We start from the raw sequence: 14,961 nt of genomic DNA, 5'->3' as shown, positions 1-14,961 counted from the left end.
CTGTAAGCTAATAGCTAAAAACATAACTCATCATTGTAAAAAATAGCTAATTGAAGCAAATCCAGCCATGCCACATGACTTAATCTCATGCACTCTTAAATCACTATTTATACCACCTAATGCAAATGCCCTTTCTTTTACACGCAAAGGTAGTTTTTGTAGATATGGCAGACCTAAAGCCTTATTGCCCTTATCATAGAATATAGGGCTGATTGTAGCGTAGTTAGCCCCAAGTGATAGGACTTTAGATAAATCGCACGAATTATGTGTGCTTACAAAAATAGGATAGAATCTTTTATCTAGCCTATTTTCTTGTCTTAAGTTTTCATAAGTATTTAAGGCTTGATTGAATGGAGTTAGAAAGTATGAAAAAGATTCTATATCACATAATAGCTTTAAACTTTTTGCGATACCTGTATGAGAAAGTGCGCTATAAAGAATCTTTACTTTTTCATGCAAACTTATGTTATCTTGCAGAGAATGTATTAAAGCATGGCTTTGCTTTAAATCTTTACAGATATTATCACGCAAAAGAGGCATATCAGATTCTTTAAAATGTATGCCTAAGTTAAAGCCATGCAACCATAAAAGGACGAGTGTTTCAAGTTTATAGCTAGAGAGATTAAGCAATAATACTATGTTATGAGTTTTAGCAAATCTATATGCTTCAAATAGTTTATGATATTCATTCGCAGATAAAATATCATTATTATCATAGCGAAATGCGATAAAATCTAGCGTCATGTCCTTAGATTCTAACATAGTATAAGCATATTGTAGCTTTGTATATAATGTATCATCAGCATAATATGCTGGGGATAAAATAAGATAGGATAACATCAAGAAGCCATTAAACTAGATATTAAATCATAATTACGCAAAACAAGATAAAAGAGTGTGCCACAAAAAATACTCACTAAAATATTCTTAAACATAATATGTAAAAACAGCACAAAAATAATGCCAATAAGCCCATAGACCCCATTATCAATATTATCTAAGCCCAACATATCCTTACATGAATACACAAATATCATAGCAATAAGACTAGGGGGCAAAAGAATGCCTAAATCTGTGATAACTTTTGGGGCTTTATTGCGAAAAATAAAGAATGGCAAAAACCTTGTTAATGCCGTAAGCAAGGCTATAAAAAGTATCATAATATATAGCATATTACCCCTTTAATCTTGACTTAGAATCTTCCATAATACTTTCATACCCTCACTTAAATCATATCTAAAATGCTGCATAATACTCGGCACAATAATGGCTAAAATCACTAAAGCCACGCCAATTTTCACAGGGAAACCAATCACAAGTAGGTTAAATTGCGGGTGAGTTTTCATAATCATACCAAAAATAATATCAGTCAAAAGCAGCACCGCAATAATAGGAAACGCCATAGAAAAGCCGATTAGAATCATATTTGCAAACGACTTTGTAAAATATGCGACAATATTATCACTTAGCATAAAGCCACCAAGTGGCGTATCATTCAGCGTGCGTGCAATAATATCAAGCAAAAGATAGTGAAAATTAAAATGCAATGCCATAAGGATCGATAAAAACACCACAACTTGAGAGACTATAGGCTTTGTAGTCCCACTCATAGGATCATACGCACTAGCCATAGTCAAACCCATAGAAAAACTTGTCAAATCCCCCGCAAATACGATAGATGAAAAGATGATTTGCAACACAAGCCCACAAGTAAAACCTAAAAGAATTTCAAACAAGCCACCAATCATAAACGCCGTTAGACTAGGATAAGAAATAATATGTGTTACCATCGGCATAAACACAACCGCAAGCACAAAGGCAAGAGCAGCTCTAACACTTACAGGCAAGATTTGATTATCAAAAAAAGGGAAAAATGCAAGAATACCGCCAAAACGCAACAATAGCATTAAAAATGCCATAACATTTGCGTTCGTAATATAGGGGAGAAAATCAAGCATAAATAACCTTACTTTTGATACAAAACTCGAAATACAAATAATCTTAATTTTAATGAATCTTAGTGAATCTTAGGAGTAAAATTATAGCATGAGATTATTGAGATTCTAAAGTGTTTTGAAGTTTGGGTGAAATAGGATTGAATAAAAAGCATGTTCCCGTGCTTAACTTAGGTTCAAAAACATACTGTTGCGATTGTGTGAAATCTTTTGATCGTGCTTTGCCTTAAATTTGCATTAAATAAGTTGCAATCTCATTCTAACTAAAGCAAAGAGAAATGCTAGTGCCTATGTTGGTGGTGCTATTAAGATTGATTTTTGCATGATGCAGGTGTGCTACATGTTTAACTATGCTTAAGCCAAGTCCTGTGCCATTTATCATACTTGAGTGGCTTTTATCCACACAGAAGAATCGCTCAAACACTCTCTCATGATACATTTCTGGTATGCCAATGCCACTATCTTTGATATGCAATGTTTTGTGTGTCGCATCAAAGGTTATCTCTATACTGCCTTTATCCTTATTGTATTTTATAGCATTCTCACAGAGATGAGAAAGCATAACAAGAAGTAGTCGCTGCTCTCCCATAACCAAAAAATCATCGCCTTGTATAGCACAAGAAAGCCCTTTTTTCCGGATAGAATCTTTAAACATAGATAGAGTAATTTCACAAAGATTTCGCATGGAAAGCGGATAAGGCGTAAAAGTGTAGTCATTATCAAGCTCATTTAGGATAATTATATCTTCAATCAAGGCCATTAAATGCCTTGCTTCCTTATGTATATTGCAAAGAAATTTTGGAATGTCTTCTTGTTTAATGGTATTGTTTTGCAGCATTTCAAGCACGGCTAAAATGCTTGTGAGTGGGGTTTTTAGCTCATGTGATACATTTGCGCTAAATTCTCGTCTTAACTGCTCTCTTTGTGCTTTTTCTGTGATGTCGTGTAGGAGTAGTGCTACGCCGATTGGGGTGGGGTTTTTGTTTGGTTGCGTTGTCTCTTTGCTGCTTTTAGTGGATTCTTCGCTCAAGGCTCGCTCACTTACCTTTAGGTAACTCCCTTCGCCTTTGCTTTGAAAACCACTAAAATCACTCAAAGATACTTCCGCAGAGTTTTTATCCATATTCTTTTTAGAATCTAAATTTTCTTTATTTTGTGTATTCATAGAATCTTTTCTAGATTCTATGCTAGATGTTTGCTTACGCTCAACATGATGGGCTATTGTGTTAGATTCTAGATTCTGTAAATTACGCCCTAAACCCCGTAGCCCACCCAAATTTAGCACAGAATCTAGAATCTTAGAATATTTATAGCCTTGAGTAGATTGTGCGATTTTAAAGTGTGATTTTTAGAATCTTTTAGTGTTGTAGTCAATGTTTTGCAACAAGTTTTATATGTTTTATAAAAATATGAAAGGTATTTTGTGCGTAGATTAAAAACTATAAGTATTGCTTCTCTACTAACCTTATTTGCTTACTTGCTTTTTGATGGATTAAAGCCACCGCAAACATTCCGCGAAACTAAAGAGATATTGACAAAAATATGGGAATCTAAAGGCTTTACAACCGAGTTTTATTGCAAAGCACCATTTCAAATCACAGATAATGGTATAAAGCTAATAGAATCTCCACACTACACCCCCAGAAAGCCACTCACAAAGAAAAAGACGATTAATGAACGCACGCAAAATATTGAGTTTGAGCATATCATGCCAGCCCATAACTTTGGACATCATCTCCCATGTTGGCAAAAAGGCGGCAGAAAAGCATGCAGGGATGATAAAACCTTTAATCTCATGGAAGCAGACCCAAGAAACCTTGTCCCAGCAATAGGCGAAATAAATGCAGACAGAAGCAACTTTAGATACGCAGAAGCACCACGATATATAGTCTATAATCAATATGGAAATTGCAAGGTTTATACTGACTTTAAAGCAAAGAGATTCTATCCTGCAAACTATTCTAAAGGGCTTATCGCCCGCACATATCTTTACATGAGTGAAACCTATAATATCCGCTTAAGCGATCAAGAGAGAAAACTCATGGAAGCATGGGATAAAATGTATCCAAAAGATGAATATGAAAAAGCAAGGGATAGTGCCATCGCTCAAATACCTTTATGGAAAATGTTTTATAAAGCACAGAGTCTGATCACAAGATTATAGAATATTGGCAGAAAAGATATGTTTTAATCTCTCTGGTAGATACATATAGCCGTGTCGTTAGATTTCATATCAGTGATACTGAAAATAGCTTAGGTGTGGCAAGAGCTGTGGCTAAATATATCCTTAAATATGGTAAGCCAAAAGTTATTAAAGGGGATAATGGCAAAGCCTTTCTATCTAAATACACTAAGGCTGTTATGGAAAACTTAGATATAGAGTATAAGAATGTAAGGGGTTATAGTGGGTGGTTAAAGCCTTATGTAGAGAATACCTTTAGGGCATTGCAAGATAGGATTATCTCTTGGGGTAAAGGATACATAGGACATAATGTAGCTCAAAGACAAGCAATAGAGTTTTTCTTTAGTAAAAAAGAGAGAAGATTGAAAAAAGGGGCTTTAACAAACTTAAAAGAGCTAGATAGCTTTGAATCTATGCTAGAGCGAATAGACACATATACAGATACACTGCTTAATAATCGTTATCTAGATTCACTAGGCATGACACCAACAGAGGCTTATAATCAAAAAGCAAATGAAGCAGTGGCTATGAATGAGTATGAACTCATTATGAAATTATCGCCTAGTGTAAAAAGAAGAGTGAATAAAAAGGGCATTATGCATGGGGGAGTGTGGTATCAAAGCATTCAAGCGTTTAACTATGACTCTGTAATCGTGCGACCTAATATCAATAATACACAAGAACTCTTTGTCTATGATGAAAAAGGGGTGTTTGTAGATATAGCTACCCGCATAGGCTTTGATGGTGTGAGTGCAGAGAGTGCAAAAATGGCTGAAAAAATATCGCTTAAACGCATAAAGGCAGCTAAGAGAGATATGCAAACTGCAAAAGATAGTCAATATGCAAACTTGCAGGGCTTAATAGAGAGTGCTGCAAGTAATGCACCAAGAACAATAAAGCCTTGTGTGCCTAAAATCAATAATATAGACATTGTATCAGCAAAGCTAAAGAGTGAGGCAAATAGGGCTATTAGTGGTGGAGATATAGTGAATCTAGTGGAGTTACAGACACAAGAAGAAAACATGAAATCTAAGGGTGAAGTTAAAAGGGATTTGAGTTTTTATTCTGCTGTAACCAAAAATAAAATAATTATAAAACATAATGTTTTATTGCAAAGTCTCTATTGATTGCTACAATTCTTTTGTTTTAATCTAAAAAAGGTTATACATTTTTTAAATTATTAAACTATGTTTTATGTGCTTAAAAGATATATAAAACTACACAATAAAGGCTTATAAATTCCATTAAGTAGAGAATGTAAAAATTAAAGTATTGTTTGCTTATGTAATTTTAATTTGTATCAAAGCTTAAGTAATTTGTAATTTTGTATTGCTTAGTTTGTCACACTTTGTAAAGTGAAAATGTAACATATAATCACTATATAAAAAAGACTTGTACTTTAAGTTGTGATGTAAGGGTATTTTAAAAAAACAGGAAAGAAATAAAACTTTAAAACCTTATTCGTACAACACAATCAAAACTGAAATCTTTAGAATATGTGTTATTTTACTTGTGATTTTTTGATTTAATCTTAAAAGGTTATACAGAATTATAACAGGGCTTTTTTGCTTAGTGTTTAGAGTATCGGTATTTAGGGTGTTTGGAGTTAAAAAAGTTTAATATTTTATAAGTGATAACTAAAAATCCTTACTTTATATGAAAACTCTTAACCCACATGTCCTACAAAAACATAGAATCATCTCTATTTTAAGCACTACTTATTGCCATAAAATCTTAAAAATGTTACTTTTATCTACACAAAACTAAAATAATTTCGCTTTTTTTACAAAAAAAAAAAAAACGATTTTGCATATATTATAATGCAAATCTACATGTAAAAATATTTTTTATCGACACTACTTAAGGAACACAACATGCAAACACAAATACAATCATTAATCTATAAAACTCTCCAATCTCTAGCAGATGAGCTAGAAAATGAGAATCTAAAAAATCCAACACTTGAAACAAAAATCTATGGGATTGAGGGCAATTTAGATTCTCTAGCCCTTGTAAGCTTTATTGCCGACTTAGAGGAAATGTTAGCTGAAACGCTTAATATTAATCTTGTCCTAGCTGATGAAAAGACAATGAGCGGAAGAAACTCACCATTTAAAGATGTCGCTACCCTAAGTGCTTATATCCTAGAAAAAAGTCAAAGCAATGCCTAGAGTCATACTTATCACAGGGACACGCAAGGGCATAGGCAGGGATTTAAGCGAGTATTACTTAAATAAAGGCGATATTGTGTGTGGCTGTTCGCGGACACAAAGCAATTTAGAGCATAAAAATTACAGACATTTTACCCTTGATGTGAGCGATGAAAATGCGGTTGTAAATATGGTAAGGGCTGTGAAAAAGGAATTTGGCACAATTGATGTTTTACTCAATAATGCCGGAATTGCTTCTATGAATCATATCCTTACTACACCACTAAAAACTATGCAAAATATCTTTAACACAAATGTATTTGGTAGCTTTCTTTTCTTGCGAGAAGTCTCAAAGGTTATGGTGCAAAATTATAAAAAGCGTATAAAGGATTTAGAATCTAAGGGGCTAGATTCTAAAAATAATGCGAAAAATGCCATTGCGGAAGCGGTTTGTGATGATTTTAAAGAATCTGCAATCTTAGATTCTAACAATAAGGATTCTTCTGCGGAAGTATCTTTGAGGGATTTTAAGTGTTTTCAAAGCAAAGGCGAAGGGAGTTACCTAAGGGGTAATGACCAAGCCTTGAGCGAACAATCCGCTAAAAGCACCACTTGTGCGAAGCACCAGTCCAAACCTGCAAAAAAGCCGACGCAAACAACGCAAATGCCCTACCGTATCGTAAATTTCGCCACAGTCGCCACCCCCTTACGCCTAGAAGGAGAAGCCGCCTATGCTGCTTCAAAAGCCGCATTAGTCAATCTCACACAAGTATGTGCTAAGGAACTAAGCGAGTTTGGTATCACCATAAACGCCATTGGTCCTACACCTGTGCCAACGGATTTAATCAAAAATGTCCCTAAAGCAAAAATGGACGCCCTTTTAAATCAACAAGCCATCAAACGATTTGGTGAGTTTAGAGATGTGCTAAATGCCATTGAGTTTTTCTTAGATGAAAAAAGTGATTTTATCACCGCACAAGTCATTTATCTTGGAGGCGTGAATGCGTAGTGATTCTTATAATTTCACGCACCTATTTTTACGCAAAATTCAAAGTTTTGAGCAAGATTCTATATGTCTTATTGCACAAGATCAAAGCCACACTTATGGGGAGCTTTTAGATTCTATACGCAATGCCCTAAATTTACTCAATAGCATAAAGGCAAATAGTGTCATTGGCATTATCGGCGATTATGATTTAAAGACTTTAGCCTTTTTCTTAGCGTGTGTAGAAAAGGGCTTTATTATAACGCCGCTATCTGCTTCACTTGCCCCAAAAGATTCTATAAAAACCAAAACGCCCACTGCGGAAGTATCTTTAGGTAATTTTGCAGGTTGTGTAGATATTGCAACAAGGAGTTATCTAAACGATAATGACGCAGTTGCAATATCAAACTCCCTTGAAAGTGCTAAAAAGACAACGCAGAATCTAGGATTCTATATTCTCTTCTATGCTTCAATCTTATATCAAAGAGGGGCAGATAGACTATCTTTTTTATGATAACACCCTGCATTCTACGCATAACACAGATAAGAAGCATAGTATTATCACCTCTTTACAGGCAAATCACACAAGCGGACTAATCCTTTTTTCAAGCGGTAGCACAGGCAAACCCAAAGCCATAGTGCATAATCTAAACACATTTTTAGAATCTTATTGTAATAAAAGGCAAAATCCATTGCGTATAATGAGTGTATATTTGCCAGACCATATCGCAGGGATTGATGTAATGCTAAATACCTTTGGGAGCGGTGGAAGCCTTATTATCCCAAAAGAGCGGAGTCCGCAGTGGATTCTAGAATCTTTACAAAAACACAAAGTAGAGATTTTGCCTGCTTCACCGACATTGTTGCGACTTTTACTTGTAGCTGGATTAAGTGATTATGATTTAACTCATTTAAAGCTAGTCATTTATGGAAGCGAAAAAATGTCTTCAAAACTTTTAGAATCTCTGCAACAAGCCCTGCCGCACACAAGATTCAAACAAAGCTTTGGGACAAGTGAGACAAATGCCATTAAAACCAAACAAGCAGATGAGATCGACTTCGCAGAGTTTTTTAGAATCATAAATGCAGACTACAAGATAGTGGATAATATACTCTATCTTAAATCCCACACAAACGCAATAGGCTATCTTAATAGTGATAATAGTGTGTTTGATAATAAAGGTTACTTTGCAACAGGAGATTTAGTAGAAACAAAGTTTATTAATGGGGAAGAGTATATAAAAATCATAGGCAGGGCAAAAGAAGTTATAAATGTAGGTGGAGAGAAAGTTATCCCACAAGAAGTTGAAGGGGTGCTATTACAGATTCCATTTATAAGTGATTGTGTTGTATATGGGGAATCTAATGCTATTACAGGGCAAAGTGTGAGTGTAAAGGTGGTGTTAGATTCTGAAAAAATAGAAGCAGTAGAATCTAAATCTCACGCTAATTCAAACTTAACGCTAAAAAAACATATCCGCGCTTTCTGCAAAGACAAACTCGCCCCCTTTAAGATTCCAAGTAAAGTAAGCATTGTGGAATCTTTAGAAGTGAGTGAGAGATTTAAGAGAATAAAACCATAAGTAAAGGATAGGCAAACAATGAAAGCAAAAAACTCAAATAATTTTTATAGTATTGATGAGCTTAAAGAGTTGGGAATCACAATCCCAGAAAACCCAACAAACATTTTTATCTCAAAAAAAGCCAGTCTTTATAATACAGAACGCATAAGCATAGGTAATCATGTTCGCATTGATGATTTTGCTATTCTTGCAGGGAATATAAGCATTGGTAATTTCGTTCATATAGCAGCGGGTGCGATCTTGTCTGGTGGTGAAGTTGGAATTGTAATAGAGGACTTTTGCGGTCTTTCCTATCGCGTAAGTGTGTTTGTGGCAAGCGATGATTATAGTGGGGAAAGCCTGACAAATCCCATGATACCATCAAACTTTAAGTGTGTCAGCACTTCAAAGATTATTTTACAAAAGCATTGCATTGTGGGCGCTGGAAGTGTGATATTGCCTTCAAGTAAAGGCTTAAGCGAAGGTGTGAGTGTAGGGGCTTTAAGTCTTGTTTCTCGCCCTACAAAACCTTTTGGAATCTACTTTGGAAATCCTGCAAAAAGAATCTTAGAGAGAAGCAGGAATATTCTTACACTTGAAAAGGAATTTTTAGAATTTTTAAAGAATGAAAATCTAACTATGGGGGGGGGGGGGTAAATACCCTTTTTATATCTGTCTCAAATACCCCTTTACAAAGCCCCACATTACCCACGCCTTTTACTATCCCACACATAAGCCCTTATGTGCTTAAGGGGGCGGCGTGAAAGCGACTTTTCATAACATAAGCATAAAAGGCATTTACACCATTGTGCCACCAAAGGTTATAGACATAGATTCCGAGCTTGACACCATTTACAAAGGTGATAAAAAGGGCTTAGAGCGGATTAAAAAAGTCATAGGTTTGCAAACTCGCCATATCGCTGAAGCACACATTACCGCGAGTGATTTAGGACTGTAAGCGGCTACAAGGCTTTTAGAATCTTTAAATGTGGAAAGAGAGAGTATTCATGCGCTTATTTTTGTAACGCAAAGCCCTGATTACTCCTGCCCAGCAAGTGCGTGCTATTTGCAAGGCAAACTCGGCTTAAGTCAATCCTGCCTTAGCTTTGATATAAATCAAGCCTGTGCGGGCTATCTCTATGGCCTATATGTGGCGCATAGTTTATGTGATAGCGGCGGGGCAAATCGTGTGCTACTTATCGTTGGCGATACTTTAAGCAAGTTTGTTAATCCGCTAGATTCTAATTTAGCGCCGATAATGGGGGATGGGGTGAGTGCGACTTTACTAGAACGCAATTTAGCTAGGCATTCAGCTTGTGGCGACTTTTTGGGGAATGCTGCGCCCACTTCATTGCGGCGTATGTCTAATTTGCAAGTGTGGATTTCGCCTACGGCTACATCGCCTCATTCGCTTACCTTGCATAACCCCAAAAATTCATCCACAATCTTAGAATGCCAAGACTCTAGCGATACAGAATCTCACGCCGATTCTGCCCCTTGTCATACTGAGCCTTTAGGCGAAGTATCTCACATAGAATCCAAAAGAGATTTTTCGCCTTTTTCAAAGGCTCAAAATGACAAGACCCCAGAATCTCAAGCAGATTCTACAAAGCTAGATTCCAGCAATTCTAAGATTTTTGATGAGAAAACAAGGCAAAGCCGCAGTTTCTTTAGTAAATGTGGGTTGCAAGAAAAAGTACAAGGGAGTTACCTAAGCGGAGACCTGTGCGATTTTTCGCAGCTCTCACATTTATCGCAAAACGAAGTTTCTTTAGAGCAAGCTGAATTGCCAAAAGAGCATTATTTTGAGTTAGGTAGCGATGGCTCTAAATTTCACCAACTCATAATCCCACAAGGTGCGTGTAGAATCCCAACAAAAGAGATTATCACAGATTTTAAAGTATGGCAGACAGGCGAGAGCCGAAGTCTTAAAGACTTATATATGGACGGAGCAGAGATTTTTAGCTTTGCGGTTTCTGCTTATCCAAAGACATTTCAGGGCATTATAGATTACGCACAATGTGATAAAGAAGCGATTGATTACTTCTTTTTTTCATCAGGCAAATAAATATATTGTAGATAACATCACGCGAAGTTTAGGGCTACCAAAAGAGAAAGTCCCAAATACCACGACTAATAAATACGGCAATCTTAGCGGCTGTTCAATCCCAGCGACAATATGCGACACTCTAGCAGAGTTAGCGAGTAACGGGCTAGAAACTCCTTTAAGGGTGCATTTAGCTGGATTTGGTGCGGGATTAGCGTGGGGGAATGCGGTGGTAACGCTAGATAAAGGATTTAAATGTCAAAAGGTTGGAATCTATGCCGAATAACCATTCGTCTTTGGGTAGTCATAGCAGCGATTTTGTGGATTTTCTAAAGAAACTTCGTTTTAGGGCAACCGCAGACCTTTTTGACCTAGACTCTGCCCCAAAATCCACAAAAAGCCCCACTAGCCACACCGCATTCGCGCGAAGCACTAGTCCATACTTGCAAAATACTAGAATCGTGGATTCTGTGAGCCTAGAATCTCACAATAATTATAAAAATGCCCTAACTCCGTCATTGCGAGAGGGCGAAGCGACCGCAGCAAAACAAGGCAAAGCCGCAGCTTCTCAAGTCGATTCTACCTCTTGTCATATTGAGCGAAACGAAGTATCTAAAATTTTAAAATCCAAAAACACACAATCTACACAAAATCTAAAAATGTTACATAATCTTTGCAGTCAAAGATTTACAAAAGCTGACTTTAAAGATTATGCAACTTTGCATAAAACAATATTCAAATTTCAACATTAAAGGATACACAATGACACAACAAGAGTTTTTGACACACATCGCTGATGCGATACAAAGAGATGAGCCATTAACGCCAGATATGCCCTTAGATTCTATTGAAGAATACGACAGCCTAGCCATTGTCTCACTCATCGCCCTATTTGAAAATCTCTTTGCTATGCAAGTAAGCGGCAATACCCTGCATAATTGCAAACGAGTAAGCGATATAATCGCTCTAGCACAAGATAAATTAGAGGGCTAAATATGTTTAAACAAGATTGTTTTAGCGATAAACGCTTTTTAATCACAGGGGCTAGTAGCGGCTTAGGTGCGGCGATTGCATTAGAGCTAAACGCACTTGGAGCAGAGGTTGTAGCACTAGCAAGGGATAGCAAAAAGCTAGAATCTAAAAGGGAAAAGCTCTATATAAAGAGCGGTTTATCCCTATTTCAAAGGATATTAGCGAATATGTCTCTTTGGATAAGTGGGCTTTGAATCTTGCTAAAGAATATGGCAGCTTTGATGGCGCGGTGCTGTCTGTGGAAAACGCCACCGCAATTTTTAATGTCAATTATTTTGGAAACTTACAGATTCTAAAAGGGCTGCTAGATAAAAGGGCAAAAAGTGCGGATAAGGCGTCTTTTGTGTGGATTAGCTCAAATGCAAGTGTAAAAGCACAAAAGGGCTTATCTAGCTATTCTGCGACAAAGGCGGGGGTGAATGCCGCGGTTAAATCAATCGCGCTAGAAATCGCCCCAAAATACCGCATAAACGCCATTAACCCGGGCTTTGTCAAAACGGAGATGATAGAATCTTGGAGTAAAATCTATGATAAAGAATATATTGAAGCAATGGATAAAGCCTACCCGCTAGGCATAGGGGAAGTGGGTGATATTACGCCGCTTGTGTGCTTTTATTGAGTAAATCTAGCAGGTGGATAACGGGACAAAATATCGTCATTGATGGCGGCGGGAGTTTGTAGTATGACATGTTTAAAAATGAAGAAAGGAAAACTATGGCACAAATCATTAGAGAAGAAGAATTGCAAGGAAAATATGTAAATTTACGCGAGATTACTTTGGCTGATGCGGCATTTGTCGTTGCTCTTCGTTGTAGTTCAAAGGCAAAGTTTTTAAATCCAACTAAAAATGATGTGGGTTTGCAAGAGCAATACATTGAAAACTATTTTAAAAAGAATGATGAATGGTATTTCATTGTAGAAGACAAGCAAGGCAAGGCACTTGGGACGATTAGAATCTATAATGTTTCTGGCAAGCAGTTTGAAGGTGGAAGCTGGCTTATGTTGGAGTCTGCAACCACTTTTCAGTCTCTAGAAGGTGAATACCTTTTGAAGCATTATGCCTATTATGTCTTAGGTTTTAATAAAAATTGCTTTGAAGTGCGTAAAGCAAATAAGAAAGTCGTGCAATATCACAAATTTTGTGGATCACGCATTATTGGAGAAACCGATATAGACTATCTTTTTGAGCTTACAAAAGATGAGTTTCTTTCCAATAAACATAAACTTTTAGACCTTATGGAGATTTATGCTAAGGATTAGTTTCTTGTGTGTTAAACTGCGTAGCTATCATGGTAAAAATGTTTTTACCAACTAGATTCTAAAAGATTAGAATCTAGACTTTAGTTTATAAAGACTTTTTAAGACCGCATGATTCAAATAGCCAAACAATACTAAGTAAAGCCAATGATAATGCTATAATACACAATCTCAATTTATGATTTAAGGAATAGCGCATGATTATATTCAGTAGTTTTGATAATGACAAAAAGTTTATGCAAGTAAAAAGGCTTAGTGATTGTGATACTTTAGAAGCTGATAGCTATGCGTTTATATGTATAAAACATGCAGGCAAAGAAATGTTAGAATCTTATTTTACGCTTGGCAAAGAACTATATAAACATAATATCCCTTATGCCGTGTTGCTTGATAGCCCGGCTGTGCTTCAGTATTGTGGTCATACTAAAACAGAAGATGGTTCGTCAAAGTGGGAAAAACATATATATCGATATAGAGGCGATATTACTGATACAGACGATGAGGAGTATAAAAGTGAAGATATAAGCAGTCTTTTACCATTTCGAACACTGCTTTTTATGTTTGCAAAGCATGGTGCAAATTTTTTTATACTTGATAAGCAAAACTACGATTTTTTACCTGTGGCACAAACATGGATAGATCATTATTTACTTGATATAAAGCTTTTAGGACTCGTAGATTCTTATATGGAGATTGAAAATATTGCCTCGTGGTCTACATATCATGACTTTATGTATAACTTCTTAAAAAATTCCAACAAATATATTGGCATTGATGGCGTAGTAGAAAGAAGTTTGCTTGTTTTTAAATAAACAACTGGGTTGCAGGTCCATTCTACCATAAAAACTCCCTTAAAACTTTCCACAAGATTCTAAAATAAATCTTTGCGGATAAAAATTCGCTTTAAAAGATTATAATACGCACATCTTACAAAATACAGGACATTATGCTAACAACTTTAGAATCTTTTCTGCAAGCCATTATGCAATATAGCTTTTTGCAAAACGCCTTACTTGCCATTGTGCTTATTAGTGTAATTGCTGGGATAATTGGCTCTTTGCTTGTGTCAAATCGCATTGTATTTGTCGGTGGCGGTGTTGCCCATTGTGCTTATGGTGGGATTGGCATTGCCCTATTTTTCGGCTTTTCTGTGTTGCTTGGGGCAAGTATCAGTGCGATTATTGTGGCATTTAGCCTTGCGTTTGTGCAGAAGAAATGGGATACACATATTGATACTTTTAATGCGATATTGTGGGCGCTTGGCATGTCTGTGGGCGTGGTGTTTATGAATCTTAGTCCAAACGCAAATGCCGATATGGAATCTTATCTCTTTGGCTCACTTATTAGTGTGGATATGGAATCTTTGCTGCTTATGGGCGTGTTTGATGTGATTTTGCTGCTTTTTGTTGGTATGTATTATAGAGAGATTCTAAGTGTGAGTTATGATTCTGTGTTTTGTCAGCTTCGTGGGCTTCATACAAATATTTTTACACAAAGCATTTTTGTGTTTATTGCCATTGGGATTATTCTTAGTATGCAAATATCAGGTTTAATCCTTGTATTAGCCATGCTTTCTATCCCTGCGTATATGGGCAATATTTTTGCAAAAACGCTCAAAACTCAAATGCTTTTTGCTGGAATCTTTGCGTTATTGTTTATGATTGTTGGCTTATTTCTTGCTTATGCTTATAATATTATGCCCGGTGCAGCTATCACCTTTGTTGGCACGATTTGCATTATTTTGGTGCATTTATGTAGATGGTTTTTGGGATATTTACAAAAGGGATAGAT

15 protein-coding genes and 4 pseudogenes are annotated in these 14,961 nt (G+C 36.3%); 15 read left to right on the top strand and 4 right to left on the bottom strand.

The window, feature by feature from the left end; translation table 11 throughout:
* Positions 1-30: 30 nt before the first annotated feature.
* From C6H08_RS03725 to C6H08_RS03710, 4 genes are all read right to left on the bottom strand, one after another.
* Positions 31-840 (bottom strand): beta/alpha barrel domain-containing protein, encoded by an 810-nt coding sequence (locus C6H08_RS03725; protein ID WP_034579566.1) that lies wholly within the window; start codon positions 838-840, stop codon positions 31-33.
* Entirely contained in the window at positions 840-1,172 is a 333-nt protein-coding gene (locus C6H08_RS03720) for a branched-chain amino acid transporter permease (protein WP_034565795.1), read from the bottom strand. The genes C6H08_RS03725 and C6H08_RS03720 overlap by 1 nt, the downstream gene beginning before the upstream one ends.
* A 9-nt stretch (positions 1,173-1,181) precedes the next feature.
* Positions 1,182-1,958, bottom strand: a complete 777-nt coding sequence (gene fliR / locus C6H08_RS03715; RefSeq protein ID WP_104686108.1) for a flagellar biosynthetic protein FliR — start codon at positions 1,956-1,958, stop codon at positions 1,182-1,184.
* A 256-nt stretch (positions 1,959-2,214) separates the two neighbouring features.
* A complete protein-coding gene (locus tag C6H08_RS03710; RefSeq protein WP_233708471.1) occupies positions 2,215-3,240 on the bottom strand; it encodes a sensor histidine kinase in 1,026 nt (341 codons plus the stop codon).
* Between the two features lie 192 nt (positions 3,241-3,432).
* On the opposite strand from C6H08_RS03710, the gene C6H08_RS03705 reads away from it, so the two are divergent.
* The 15 genes and pseudogenes from C6H08_RS03705 (at position 3,433) to C6H08_RS03640 (ending at position 14,959) form a co-directional block, all read left to right on the top strand.
* Entirely contained in the window at positions 3,433-4,119 is a 687-nt protein-coding gene (locus C6H08_RS03705) for an endonuclease (protein WP_052100008.1), read from the top strand.
* Positions 4,120-4,226: 107 nt separating this feature from the next.
* The gene (locus C6H08_RS03700; RefSeq protein ID WP_138196173.1) at positions 4,227-5,264 is read left to right on the top strand and encodes a Mu transposase C-terminal domain-containing protein; all 1,038 of its coding nucleotides are present in this window, start codon (positions 4,227-4,229) and stop codon (positions 5,262-5,264) included.
* 747 nt (positions 5,265-6,011) lie between these two features.
* Positions 6,012-6,308, top strand: coding sequence for a hypothetical protein (locus C6H08_RS03695; RefSeq protein ID WP_034579530.1), 297 nt, complete (start codon positions 6,012-6,014; stop codon positions 6,306-6,308).
* Positions 6,301-6,603: pseudogene (locus C6H08_RS11855) on the top strand (SDR family NAD(P)-dependent oxidoreductase); the annotation flags it as partial. The gene C6H08_RS03695 and the pseudogene C6H08_RS11855, both read left to right, overlap by 8 nt.
* A 342-nt stretch (positions 6,604-6,945) precedes the next feature.
* Positions 6,946-7,296 (top strand): annotated as a pseudogene (locus C6H08_RS12515) (SDR family oxidoreductase); the annotation flags it as partial.
* A pseudogene (locus tag C6H08_RS03680) lies at positions 7,289-8,855 on the top strand (ANL family adenylate-forming protein). The pseudogenes C6H08_RS12515 and C6H08_RS03680, both read left to right, overlap by 8 nt.
* A gap of 18 nt (positions 8,856-8,873) precedes the next feature.
* On the top strand, positions 8,874-9,491 hold the full coding sequence (locus tag C6H08_RS03675) for an acyltransferase (protein ID WP_104686106.1): 618 nt from the start codon (positions 8,874-8,876) through the stop codon (positions 9,489-9,491).
* 103 nt (positions 9,492-9,594) lie between these two features.
* Positions 9,595-11,167: pseudogene (locus tag C6H08_RS03670) on the top strand (3-oxoacyl-[acyl-carrier-protein] synthase III C-terminal domain-containing protein).
* Positions 11,157-11,633 (top strand): hypothetical protein, encoded by a 477-nt coding sequence (locus C6H08_RS11835; RefSeq protein WP_034579171.1) that lies wholly within the window; start codon positions 11,157-11,159, stop codon positions 11,631-11,633. Before C6H08_RS03670 ends, C6H08_RS11835 begins: the two are co-directional and overlap by 11 nt.
* 10 nt (positions 11,634-11,643) lie before the next feature.
* Positions 11,644-11,874: a phosphopantetheine-binding protein gene (locus C6H08_RS03660; protein ID WP_034565690.1), complete on the top strand. Its 231-nt coding sequence runs from the start codon at positions 11,644-11,646 to the stop codon at positions 11,872-11,874.
* A 2-nt stretch (positions 11,875-11,876) separates the two neighbouring features.
* On the top strand, positions 11,877-12,107 hold the full coding sequence (locus tag C6H08_RS11830) for an SDR family NAD(P)-dependent oxidoreductase (protein WP_233708467.1): 231 nt from the start codon (positions 11,877-11,879) through the stop codon (positions 12,105-12,107).
* Positions 12,104-12,532, top strand: a complete 429-nt coding sequence (locus tag C6H08_RS11825) for an SDR family NAD(P)-dependent oxidoreductase (protein WP_233708466.1) — start codon at positions 12,104-12,106, stop codon at positions 12,530-12,532. The genes C6H08_RS11830 and C6H08_RS11825 overlap by 4 nt, the downstream gene beginning before the upstream one ends.
* A 95-nt stretch (positions 12,533-12,627) precedes the next feature.
* Positions 12,628-13,173, top strand: coding sequence for a GNAT family N-acetyltransferase (locus C6H08_RS03650; RefSeq protein ID WP_034579168.1), 546 nt, complete (start codon positions 12,628-12,630; stop codon positions 13,171-13,173).
* 194 nt (positions 13,174-13,367) lie between these two features.
* Complete coding sequence (locus C6H08_RS03645; RefSeq protein ID WP_034579165.1) at positions 13,368-13,982, top strand: hypothetical protein; 615 nt, start codon at positions 13,368-13,370, stop codon at positions 13,980-13,982.
* Between the two features lie 134 nt (positions 13,983-14,116).
* Positions 14,117-14,959 carry a metal ABC transporter permease gene (locus C6H08_RS03640; protein WP_052093021.1) on the top strand — a complete coding sequence of 281 codons (843 nt, stop codon included), beginning with the start codon at positions 14,117-14,119 and terminating at the stop codon, positions 14,957-14,959.
* The last annotated feature ends 2 nt before the right edge of the window (positions 14,960-14,961 follow it).

The organism is Helicobacter bilis, from assembly GCF_900198365.1.
Lineage (GTDB): Bacteria > Campylobacterota > Campylobacteria > Campylobacterales > Helicobacteraceae > Helicobacter_A > Helicobacter_A bilis_B.
The sequence above is the reverse complement of the archived record's forward strand: the minus strand, read 5'-3'. Positions and strand labels throughout refer to the sequence as shown.